10 protein-coding genes are annotated in these 11085 nt (G+C 47.9%); 5 read left to right on the forward strand and 5 right to left on the reverse strand.

All coding sequences use genetic code 11. The features are described from left to right. Positions 1-50 precede the first annotated feature (50 nt). The 4 genes from CIK90_RS01145 to CIK90_RS01160 are packed head-to-tail and all read right to left on the reverse strand — an operon-like array spanning position 51 to position 3922. A complete protein-coding gene (locus CIK90_RS01145) occupies positions 51-1337 on the reverse strand; it encodes a lytic transglycosylase domain-containing protein (protein ID WP_094464114.1) in 1287 nt (428 codons plus the stop codon). Between the two features lie 42 nt (positions 1338-1379). After that, a complete protein-coding gene (locus tag CIK90_RS01150) occupies positions 1380-2171 on the reverse strand; it encodes a DUF5683 domain-containing protein (RefSeq protein ID WP_254046240.1) in 792 nt (263 codons plus the stop codon). Between the two features lie 48 nt (positions 2172-2219). Beyond that, complete coding sequence (locus CIK90_RS01155; RefSeq protein WP_094390533.1) at positions 2220-3143, reverse strand: ParB/RepB/Spo0J family partition protein; 924 nt, start codon at positions 3141-3143, stop codon at positions 2220-2222. Beyond that, entirely contained in the window at positions 3143-3922 is a 780-nt protein-coding gene (locus CIK90_RS01160; protein ID WP_094390532.1) for a ParA family protein, read from the reverse strand. Before CIK90_RS01160 ends, CIK90_RS01155 begins: the two co-directional genes overlap by 1 nt. Before the next feature lie 111 nt (positions 3923-4033). Between CIK90_RS01160 and surE the strand changes: the two genes are divergently transcribed. From surE to cmk, 5 genes are all read left to right on the forward strand, one after another. Continuing rightward, positions 4034-4804 (forward strand): 5'/3'-nucleotidase SurE, encoded by a 771-nt coding sequence (surE, locus tag CIK90_RS01165; RefSeq protein WP_094434206.1) that lies wholly within the window; start codon positions 4034-4036, stop codon positions 4802-4804. Further along, entirely contained in the window at positions 4801-5916 is a 1116-nt protein-coding gene (gene lpxB / locus CIK90_RS01170) for a lipid-A-disaccharide synthase (protein ID WP_094434204.1), read from the forward strand. Before surE ends, lpxB begins: the two co-directional genes overlap by 4 nt. A 6-nt stretch (positions 5917-5922) precedes the next feature. After that, positions 5923-6648, forward strand: coding sequence for a DUF5020 family protein (locus tag CIK90_RS01175; RefSeq protein WP_094390529.1), 726 nt, complete (start codon positions 5923-5925; stop codon positions 6646-6648). Between the two features lie 37 nt (positions 6649-6685). Next, on the forward strand, positions 6686-7630 hold the full coding sequence (gene porQ, locus CIK90_RS01180) for a type IX secretion system protein PorQ (protein ID WP_094434202.1): 945 nt from the start codon (positions 6686-6688) through the stop codon (positions 7628-7630). Positions 7631-7936: 306 nt separating this feature from the next. Then, the gene (cmk, locus tag CIK90_RS01185; RefSeq protein ID WP_094390527.1) at positions 7937-8635 is read left to right on the forward strand and encodes a (d)CMP kinase; all 699 of its coding nucleotides are present in this window, start codon (positions 7937-7939) and stop codon (positions 8633-8635) included. Positions 8636-8648: 13 nt separating this feature from the next. On the opposite strand, the gene CIK90_RS01190 is transcribed toward cmk, so the two are convergent. Then, positions 8649-9815: an FprA family A-type flavoprotein gene (locus CIK90_RS01190; RefSeq protein WP_094464115.1), complete on the reverse strand. Its 1167-nt coding sequence runs from the start codon at positions 9813-9815 to the stop codon at positions 8649-8651. Between the last annotated feature and the right edge of the window lie 1270 nt (positions 9816-11085).

Here is an 11085-nt window from a genome sequence, read left to right on the forward strand (position 1 = left end):
ACTATACCTTATTTATATATATAGGGAAGAATCGTTATTGGTGCAGTGTCTTATCTGCGTCTTCTGCTGCGTGCCTTGCTGCGTTTCTTGCTGTGCCTTGCCTTGCCACGTCGTGCTTTTGATTTTGATCCGCGATGCATATGGGAGCGTCTTGTGACGCGCCACTTTCGGCTCTTCACATAGCGTTTGCTCTTATGATAGTAGGTAGGCACATCATCGTTAACCTCCACCTGCATGCGGTTAGTCAGCAGTTCGCTTGCCCTATAGTTGCTGATAGAGTCTTCCATTTCGATGAATCGGTTGACGTCAGCCAGTGGCAGTCTGATGGCGTATGGCTGTGTGGCACCGGGTACCACGTCGCGTCGATACATCGGGTTGAGTGCTCGAAGCTGTTCGATGTCTATTCCCAACACCCCAGCAATCTGTTGCAGATGGATGTTTCGCGCCACCATCACTGTATCTGTTTGTGCAGGCAATGTGCTGTGCATCGGACAGATGTTATGCTTCGAGTAGTAGGTCATCATGTAGTTGGCAGCTATGAAAGCCGGCACGTAACCTCTTGTTTCTTTTGGCAGATAGGGATAAATCTGCCAATAGTCTTTTGATCCTCCAGACCTTTGTATTGCCTTGTTGACGTTAGCCGGTCCACAGTTGTAAGCAGCGATGACGAGGTTCCAGTCGCCAAACACCTTATAGAGATCGCTCAGATAGTGTGCAGCAGCAAACGAAGCCTTGATGGGGTCGCGACGTTCGTCAACGAGTGAGTTGACCTGCAGGCCGTATGTTTTTCCTGTGGTGAGCATAAACTGCCAGAGTCCTGTTGCTCCCACTCTTGATACGGCTTTGGGGTTGAGTGCCGATTCTATGATAGGCAGATTGCGTAGTTCGAGTGGTATCTGGTAGAGATCGAGTGCCTCTTCAAAGATAGGCATATAGAAGTTGGATGCTCCAAGTGCATAGCCTATAGTGCGTCTGAGTCTGGTGCAGTATCTGTCGATAAACTGTTGCACTACCTCATTATGTGCCATTTCCATGACGGTAGGCAGCCTGTAGAGGCGTTCGACAAACACCTCTGTGGGATATGAAGGATTTTCATTTGTTGTATTACAGTCTTCGGGTGTGAGATATGTTTTCGCCATATACTCGTTGAGCAGACTGTCGAGGTCATAGGTCATTGCTTCAGGAAATTCGATAATTTCCTCTTTACCCTCTTCGTCAATAACGATGAGTTCATCCTCTTCGTCGGTATCTTCTTCGTTTGTAGTCACCACCTGTGCTTGTACGCCCATGATTAAGGCGGTCAGCAGGGTGAATATGCTAATAAGTCTTTTGTTCATTCCTTTTCTTGTTGCTTTCTTTTTAGTGAGTGTGGTGTGTAATTAGAAGTTGAGGCTGCAATTCACACCCAGCGACTGTGCCGTCAGCGGATTCCCCCCGTTATGGTTGGGAATGACTGTAGGCTTTACTTTCAGACTGAGGTCTTTTGATATATCGAACACCGATAGTTCGGCATCAACATAGGCATCGATGACCGATAGGGCATAGACACCTACCATCACAAAGAAGCTCATGTCGCGCCACCGGCGGTATTTGTCTTTACGACTTTTGAATATCTGTTTATACCTTTCTTCGTTGCTGCTGTTTATCTGCATGCCGAGGTGCAGGAATTTGTTGTAGCTGTTGGTATTTGGATCATCGTCCATGATGTCGAGGTAGGCTTGTGAGTAATCCTTGTACATCATGTTGTTCCATGTCATGGCATAGATACATCCCATGAATCCTCCATATACGATAGGTAGTTTCCAGTATTTTCGATTGTATATCTGTCCTGCTCCCGGCAGTACCAAAGCCAGCCAAAGTGCACGTTGTGGATCAGGTCTCCATGTTGACCAGTCGCGTTTCGCTTTGATGCGCTTGGTGGAATCCACCTGTAGTATTGATCGCTCGTCTTTATTGGCAGTCATGTTGATGATAGAGTCTGCAGTGACCAGCGAGTCGATGCGTGCCATCATCAGGTCAATGCTGTCCACTGGTGCAGTATCCTCTTTGATGGTCTTATGCTGTTGTGCATAGGCCGAGGTGCATATTGCCAGCAGTAGCGAGCATATTGCGAATTTCAGCGTTGATATGTTATTATAGTGTTTCAACTGATAGATAGCGTTGTTAGACATATTGCGTGTGCAACCCATTACAGGTTGCACACGACATATCTTTGTTTATTACTGATTGCTGTTGTCGAGTGCATTCATGATGCGTTCCAGCTGTTCTTCGTTGTCGAAGGCAATACTGATTTTTCCTTTTCCTTTTGGTGAACAAGTCATCTGCACTTTAGTTTGGAAGAATTGTGAGAGTCTGTCGCGCAGCAAAGAGAACTCTTCCGGCAATTTGTTTTTTGCTGCAATTTTTCCTTTGCTGGTTTTGATATCATCGCCGTTCTTGAGCGCTTGCACCAGTTCTTCAACTTTTCTGACGGAGTATCCTTCTTTCTGGATCTCCTTGAAGAGTCTGATTTGTATAGATGGGCTGTCAATGGCAAGTAGCGCCCTTGCATGTCCCATGTCAATCTCATGCTCTTTGAGTGCCATTTGCACTTGTGCAGGCAGTTTGAGCAGTCTCATATGGTTGGTGACATCGGTACGGCTTTTGCCCACTCGCTCTGAGATGCGTGCCTGTGTCATACCTCCCTTTTCTGCCAAGTGTTGGTATGCCAGTGCAATTTCAATTGCATTGAGATCTTCGCGCTGTATGTTTTCGACGAGTGCCATTTCCATGACGTTCTCATCTTCTACTGTGACGATATAGGCAGGAATTTTAGTGAGTCCAGCCAGTTGTGATGCTCTCCAGCGTCGTTCTCCTGCAATGATTTGATATTTGTCGCCAGTTGTTTTGTGGAGAGTGATAGGCTGTATGATGCCCAACTCTCTGATGCTGCTGGCCAATTCTTGTAGTGCTTCCTGATCAAACTCGCGTCGTGGCTGGTTGGGGTTGGGTTCAATCTCAGTGATGTCAATCTCGTTGAGGTTTGACGAACCCTGTGTGTGTACGTTGCCCGTGTCGATGAGTGCATCGAGTCCTCTTCCTGCACCCATGTCATCGAGTCCTCTTCCCAGTACGCTGCGGTCGTATTTCTTTCTTACGGTCATTATCGTTTGGTCTGATTACTGTTTTTGTTGATGATTTCCTTGGCGAGAGCCAGATGGTTTTTGGATCCTGTAGAGTCGGCATCATAGAGTATGACGGGCAGTCCGTGGCTTGGACTCTCCGACAGTTTGACGTTACGCTGTATGACGGTCTTGAATACCAGCTCTTGGAAGTGGCGTTTTACTTCGTCGTAGATTTGGTTTGCCAGTCTCAGACGTGAGTCGTACATCGTCAGCAGGAATCCTTCAATCTCCAGTTGCGGATTGAGTTTGCTCTTGATGATGCGTATGGTGTTCAGCAGTTTGCTGATACCTTCCAGTGCGAAGTATTCACACTGCACGGGTATGATGACCGAGTCAGCAGCCGTAAGTGCGTTGACGGTAATCAGTCCGAGCGATGGTGAACAGTCTATGAGAATATAGTCATAGTCGTTGCGGATGGTGGCCAGCAAGTCTTTGAGCACTCGCTCACGATTGTCGAGGTTGAGCATTTCTATTTCAGCTCCCACCAAGTCGATGTGGCTTGGTATGATGTCGAGTCCGTCGATGTCGGTAGTATAGATGGCATCGCGCACGTCGGCTTTGTCGATGATACACTCATAGAGTGAGCATTCCACTTCTTTGATGTCAACGCCCAGTCCGCTGGAAGCATTGGCCTGCGGGTCTGCATCGACCACGAGAACCGACTTCTCCAGTGTAGCGAGTGATGCTGCCAGATTGATGGTGGTAGTAGTCTTTCCAACTCCGCCTTTCTGGTTTGCCAGTGCGATAATCTTTCCCATATCCAATCTCTAAATAATTTATATAGGTTGCAAAGTTACGAATTTTCTCTGAGAATCGGTCAAATATCAACCTTTTTTAGTACTTTTGCAAACAAAATCATATAACAGAGCATGGATAAAAGAAAACCACTGATACTTATTTCCAATGATGACGGCTATGCAGCCAAGGGCATCAACAGTCTTGTGGCGATGGTTCGCGACCTTGCCGACGTGCTGGTCTGTGCGCCCGATTCAGCCCGTAGCGGTTATTCGTGTGCTTTCTCTGCCACGTTACCGCTGACGTTACATCAGCAGCATCAGGAGGAAGGAGTAGAGATTTGGTCGTGCAACGGCACTCCTGTGGATTGTGTGAAGTTGGCAATGGCAGAACTTTGCCCCGATCGTCGGCCTGCTTTGGTGCTTGGCGGCATCAATCATGGCGACAATGCTTCGGTCAATTCCCACTATAGCGGCACGATGGGCGTGGTGCGTGAAGGGTGTATGAAGTCCATCCCCTCCGTAGCTTTTTCCCTTTGCGACCATCGTGATGATGCCGATTTCGAGCCTCTTCGCCCTTATGTTCGCCGCATGGTAGCACGTGTATTGACCGAAGGTTTGCCCGAAGGAGTTTGTCTCAATGTCAATTTTCCGAAGTTGCCTTCGTTTCGTGGTGTTAAGGTATGTCGCATGACCAAAGGCATCTGGTATAATGAAGTAGAGAAGTGTCATCATCCCCGCAACTACGACTATTGGTGGATGGTAGGCCATTATGCCAATCTTGAGCCCGAATCGGACGATACCGACGAATGGGCATTAGACCATGGCTATGTAGCTATTACGCCGACTCGCATTGACGTAACGGCATACGATATGTTGGACCGCATGAGCAATTGGACCGAATGAGATACTATTTGATAGCTGGCGAGGCGAGCGGTGATCTTCATGCCTCACGTCTGATGCGTTCGCTCAAGACCTTTGACGAACGGGCAGAGTTTCGCTTTTTCGGTGGCGAACAGATGCAGCAGGCTGGTGGCACGCTGGTCAAACACTATCGTGAGTTGGCTTATATGGGTTTCATTCCCGTATTACTCCATCTGCCCACCATCCTCAAGAACATGCGCCGTTGCAAAGCCGATATCGTAGCGTGGCACCCCGATGTGGTAATCCTTGTCGATTATCCCGGTTTCAATCTCGACATAGCAGCCTGGCTCAAACGCCATACTGATATACCCGTCTTTTACTATATTGCCCCGAAGATATGGGCATGGAAGGAATATCGCATCAAGAATATCAAGCGCGATGTAGCCGAACTCTTCTCGATACTTCCCTTCGAGGTGGCCTTTTTTGAAGGCAAGCACCATTACCCCATCCATTATGTGGGCAATCCCACCGCACAGGAGGTGCGCGAATACCAGAGCACCCATCATGCCGAACAGCCCTTGCGTCCGGTCATTGCCTTGTTGGCAGGATCGCGCCGCCAGGAAATCAAAGACAATCTGCCTGCCATGATAGCCGCCACGCGCCATCTGTCAGACCGTTACGATATCGTGTTGGCAGGAGCACCGGGCATCGAACCCTCTTGTTACGACCGTTTTCTGCGTGGCACGGCAGTCCGTATGGTGCGCAATCAGACCTACGATTTGTTATCCACAGCCACGGCAGCCCTTGTCACCAGTGGTACTGCCACACTTGAAACCGCCATGTTCAATGTGCCGCAAGTGGTATGTTATGAAACTCCATTGCCTTGGCTCATTGGCTATCTTCGTCGCCATCTGCTGAAGGTACGCTATGTGTCGCTGGTCAATCTGATAGCCGATCGCGAAGTCGTTACCGAATTGGTGGCAGACACTTTCAGCGTTGACAATATCCGAATGCAACTCGAAGCCATCCTGCCTGGTGGCGCTCAACGTCAGGTGATGCTCGAAGGTTACCGGCAGGTGCAGCAAATACTTGGTGACAGCAAGGCTCCCGATGTGGCAGCCCGACAGATGATACAATTATTAACCCAAAAATAACAAACAATGAAAAAAGTTATTCTCAGTAGCCTTGTGGCTATTTTTGCCCTTGCCGCACAGGCACAGAACGTACAACTGCACTACGATTTTGGCCGTAATATCTATTCCGACGAGGAAGCAGGCCGTCAAAAGGTGACTCTCACCCTTGAACAGTTCAAAGCCGACCGCTTCGGTTCATGGTATTATTTTGTGGATTTCGACCTCAGCCGCAAGTTCATGGAGGCCGCTTATACCGAGATTTCGCGCGAGTTCAATCTTGGCAAGGGATCACCCCTTGCAGCCCATATAGAGTATGACGGCGGTCTCAACCGTTCGGGTAGTTTCCAGCATGCAGCCCTGTTGGGTCCCGCCTGGAACGGTCATTCTTCCGATTTCTCCAAGACCTATTCCGTACAAGTGCTCTACAAGCGCTATTTCAAGAGCTACGACTATACTCACGCTTACCATAGCATGCAGCTGACCGGTGTATGGGGCATCACTTTTGCCAACAAGGCTTGCACCTTCTCCGGCTTCATTGATTTCTGGCGTGGAGAGAAAGCTAACGGTCATGGACAACTGGTGATGCTCACCGAACCGCAGTTCTGGTACAACCTCAACACCCTGCCTGGCATGAAAGACGTTAATCTCAGCGTAGGTTCCGAGGTAGAGATCAGCCACAACTTCGTTTACAACACCTACAATGGCAAAAACTTCTTTGTCAATCCAACATTGGCAGTGAAGTGGACATTCTAATTCTTGCGTAATAGAATCACAGGAAACATTATCAGCGATGAAGCAAGTCATACTGACCCTCATCAGCCTCTGCACGGCATCAGCCACCGTTGCACAGGAAAGCCAGGAGGTATATACGTTCCTCCGCTTGCCTGTCAGTGTGCATGCTGCGGCATTGGGTGGCGACAATATCAGTATTAGCGACGACGACGCATCGCTGGTGTTTCATAATCCCGCCCTGATCAGCAATGTTTCTGACCGCACGCTCAATCTCAACTATATGACCTATATGGAAGGAGTGAAAACGGCGTCGGCAGCGTTTGTCAAGGCTTGGGGCGAACGAGCCACATGGGCTGTGAGTGCACAGTATATGGACTATGGCGACATGCGACAGATGGATGCATCGGGCACCGACCTCGGCGATTTGTCAGCCAAGGACATAGCACTCTCTGCCTCGTTGGCTTATCTCTTGGGCGATAGGTGGAGTGGTGGAGTAACCCTTCGCTATATCACTTCCGATCTTGCAGGCTACCATTCGCAGGCTATTGCTGCCGATTTAGGACTCAACTATTACGACGAAGATCACGGTATCTCCCTGTCAGCCTCTGCACGCAATCTGGGTGGACAGGTCCAAACCTATGCCGACACCCATGAAGATCTGCCCTTGGATGTGGCAGTAGGCATCTCCAAGCGCCTTTCTGCTGCTCCGTTGCGCTTCTCTGCAACGTTGTCACGACTCAACAGTTGGGATGTGTCGCTTCTGAAACACCTCACCATCGGTGCCGATGTCTTCTTGGGCGACCATGTCTATGTAGCTGCCGGCTACCATTTCCGTCGCCCCAGCGAGATGCGTCTCAGTGATGGCGATGGTGAGAGCAGCCATGGCGCCGGCTTGTCGTGTGGTGCCGGTCTGCAGTTGGAGCGCTTCAAGTTTCATGTGGCGTATGCTCGCTACCATGTGTCAGCCTCGTCGCTGCTGTTGGGAGCGTCCTATAGTTTTTAACAACAAATTATCAAGATTACTGAACTATCGCATGTGGGGAAGTTAAGGGAAGTTAGGGAAGTTAGAGAGAAGTTAAGGGACAAATGTCCTACGTCTTACGGCAAAAGGCTATTGTCTCTTAACTTCCCGAACGACCGTAGGGAGTGATAACTTCCATTTTATGGCACCTTTTCTCGCCATGACAGAATTAAAGCGAGCTTTATTCTGCTCATTTGGCTTAACGAAAACGTTCTTTAACTTCAATCAATTCCCTCAGTTGCGAAACTTGAATCAAGATTATAATTACAAACGAAAAAAACAAACGATATGAAGAAGATAACGATAGCCATCGACGGTCATTCGTCGTGTGGTAAGAGTACCATGGCCAAGGACTTGGCACGCGAAGTGGGATACGTCTATGTTGACACGGGAGCTATGTATCGCAGTGTGACGCTCTATGCGCTGCGCAACGGACTCTTTACCGATAAAGGTATTGATGAAGAAGCCCTTCGCGAGCATATCGACCGGGGCGATGTCAACATCTCCTTCCGTTTCAATGCCGAGACAGGTCGCCCCGACACCTATCTCAACGGCGAGTTGGTAGAGCACGACATCCGCACCATGGAGGTGTCGAGTCGTGTCAGTCCCATCGCAGCCTTACCATTTGTTCGCACCGCCATGGTAGCGCAACAACAGCAGATGGGCAAGGATAAAGGAGTTGTGATGGATGGTCGCGACATCGGTACCGTAGTGTTTCCTGATGCTGAACTGAAGATTTTCGTCACCGCCTCTGCCGAAGTGCGTGCCCGCCGCCGTTATGATGAGTTGAAAGGCAAGGGTATGGAGGCTGATTACGCCGACATTTTGCGCAATGTAGAAGAACGCGACTATATCGACTCCCATCGTGAGGTGTCTCCCTTACGTCAGGCATCAGATGCAATTCTGCTCGACAATTCGCAGATGACGATTGCCGAGCAGAAAGAGTGGTTGATGAACCAGTTCCGTCAGGCATTGGCAAAAGCCTGATGCCTATAGGCTGTTACGCCAAAATGGCGTCAGCCAAAGCTTCAAGAGCCGGTATATCTGTAGGCTTCACCACGCCACGCAGTGTCACGGTGTCGCCTTTTATGGTAATATCCTTCATGGGCTCCAGCATCTGCTTCATCACACGGGCAGCTGTTGGGGCCCAACTTCCGTTTTCTATGAGTGCCACTTCGCGCTTCTGCCATGTCTTGATGGTCAGATGGTGCAGGAAGTCGTACATCGGTGGAAACAGTCCGGCGTCGTAGCTCGATGCAGCCAGCACCACTTTGCCATATTTGAAAGCATCTTCTATGGCTTCTGCTTGATCTTCGCGACACAGGTCAGAGATGGCCACCTTCTTACAGCCTTTCTTTTTGAGTATCTCAGCCAGCATCTCTGCAGCAGCCTTGGTGCATCCATGGATAGAAGCGTGGGCGATAAACACACCCTCTGCTTCCACACCGTAGCTTCCCCAGATATTGTAGAGACGAACGGCTTCAGCCATTTGTTCACCTTTCAGCAGTGGACCGTGGAGAGGCAGAATCTGTTGGATATCGAGTTTTGCAGCCTTCTGCAACAGTGTTGTCACGGGGTTGCAATATTTTCCGCAGATATTAAAATAGTAGCGTCTTGCCTCGCAAGCCCAGTCATCGGGATCGGCATCCATCACGCCAAACTTACCGAAAGCATCGGCAGAGAAGAGTACTTTGTCCTTACTGTCGTAGCTCACCATCACTTCGGGCCAGTGTACCATAGGTGCCATGATGAATGTCAAGGTGTGTTCGCCCAGCGAGAGGGTGTCGCCTTCCTTCACGGCAATAGCCTTATCGGCAAGGTCTGCATCGGGGAAGTATTGTGGAATCATGGTCAGCGCACGTGCCGAACATACTATTTTAATATCGGGATAGAGTGCCAGCACTTCACCGAGTCCACTGGCGTGGTCTGGCTCCAAGTGGTGCACCACGAGATAGTCGGGCTTACGTCCGTTGAGTGCTTCAGCGAGGTTGGCTTTCCATTGTTCCATGGTGCGCTTGTCGCTGGTATCCATAATGGCAACTTTCTCATCGAGGATTACAAACGAGTTGTAGCTCATGCCTTCCGGCACTTTATACTGTGATTCAAATAGTCGTACATCAGCATCGTCGCAGCCGATATACTTAATTGTTTCTGTTACGTTCTTCATATTTCTTGCGTTTTTGTTTCTGGGTACAAAGATAGTGCAAACCGAGAGAAGTACAAAAGAAAATTCCGATTTTCTTTTGTATTTCCGAGGTGCAGCCTATCTTCGGTGCTCTGCACCAAAGATACGATTAAGCGAGAGAAATATAAAGAAAAAATCCATTTTTTCTTTTATTTCCGAGTGTGAGTATCTTCGGCGCTTTGCGCCAGACTACAGTTGTTTTAGTTTTTAAGAAATTTCGACCACACGACCACAGAAGCGTGCAACGTATTGTTGGTTAGTATTTTATGGTGTGGTCGATGCATGAAACATCGACCACACATCGACCACACAATTTCGGAAACATATTGCGAAAACTCAGATCTATCCGTCAAAATAACAATTGCCACTCAGAAATCAGCCAGAAATAAAACGGATCGACAGTCTTTTGATAACGTTTAGCAAGACTATTGTCTAATGTATGGCAAAGGTATTGTCTAATGTATGGCAATAGTGTTGGCTAACGTTTGAAAAAGGTCTTTTCAACGTTTGAAAAAGGTTTTATCCAACGTTTGACAATGGTGTTATCCAACGTTTGATAATGGTGTTATCCAACGTTTGACAAAGGTGTTATCTAACGTTTGATAATAATATTATCAAGGCTTGAGAAAAGTCTGATAAACTCAAGTCTCCCTACTTATACTTCGATATGTATGCTCAATCAGAGTCTCCTGTTGAGGATAGCTGGCGGTTCACGTAGTCGGAGTGGTGTTCGAAGGGTGTTTGAAATCTTAAGGTTTCGAACACCACTCAAAACCGTGAACTACTGTGAGTTAGGATGTATTGGTGTTCGAGTGTTCGAAATTTATTGAAAACTGAAATAACTGAGCGCACGGTCAAACGTAATGATGGGGGTGGGGAAGTATGCGTGGCGAACCGATGCTTACAGACCTATTCTGTGCTTTTACACATTATAAATAGGTGAAAACGATACGTCGCCTGCACCAATGTAATATTATTGTTGGATATTAATATAAATAGGTGTACAATTTATTGATGCATTAAAACGGTATAAAGCGAAAATCAGAATGTAATAAAAGAACGTTTAAAAATATGCTGAAAAAACCTTGTAAAAACGAATTATAGGTTAAAATGCACAGAAAACACAGAAAAGTGCCTCATACGAAGCACTTTGTGTCTCCTGTGCGGAGATTAGATTTCGAGTGCAAATGTAGAAATAATAATTGAAAACAACAAATGTTTTTATCTTTTTTTTTTGAAAAACATAAAATTA

The organism is Prevotella sp. P5-126 (genome assembly GCF_002251185.1).
GTDB lineage: Bacteria > Bacteroidota > Bacteroidia > Bacteroidales > Bacteroidaceae > Prevotella.

Coding starts and splice junctions, on each gene's coding strand:
- CIK90_RS01175 (WP_094390529.1), top strand. CDS start 5,923: ATGAAAAAAGTTATTCTCAGTAGCCTTGTGGCTATTTTTGCCCTTGCC.
- CIK90_RS01150 (WP_254046240.1), bottom strand. CDS start 2,171: ATGTCTAACAACGCTATCTATCAGTTGAAACACTATAATAACATATCA.
- CIK90_RS01190 (WP_094464115.1), bottom strand. CDS start 9,815: ATGAAGAACGTAACAGAAACAATTAAGTATATCGGCTGCGACGATGCT.
- lpxB (WP_094434204.1), top strand. CDS start 4,801: ATGAGATACTATTTGATAGCTGGCGAGGCGAGCGGTGATCTTCATGCC.
- CIK90_RS01145 (WP_094464114.1), bottom strand. CDS start 1,337: ATGAACAAAAGACTTATTAGCATATTCACCCTGCTGACCGCCTTAATC.
- CIK90_RS01160 (WP_094390532.1), bottom strand. CDS start 3,922: ATGGGAAAGATTATCGCACTGGCAAACCAGAAAGGCGGAGTTGGAAAG.
- cmk (WP_094390527.1), top strand. CDS start 7,937: ATGAAGAAGATAACGATAGCCATCGACGGTCATTCGTCGTGTGGTAAG.
- surE (WP_094434206.1), top strand. CDS start 4,034: ATGGATAAAAGAAAACCACTGATACTTATTTCCAATGATGACGGCTAT.
- porQ (WP_094434202.1), top strand. CDS start 6,686: ATGAAGCAAGTCATACTGACCCTCATCAGCCTCTGCACGGCATCAGCC.
- CIK90_RS01155 (WP_094390533.1), bottom strand. CDS start 3,143: ATGACCGTAAGAAAGAAATACGACCGCAGCGTACTGGGAAGAGGACTC.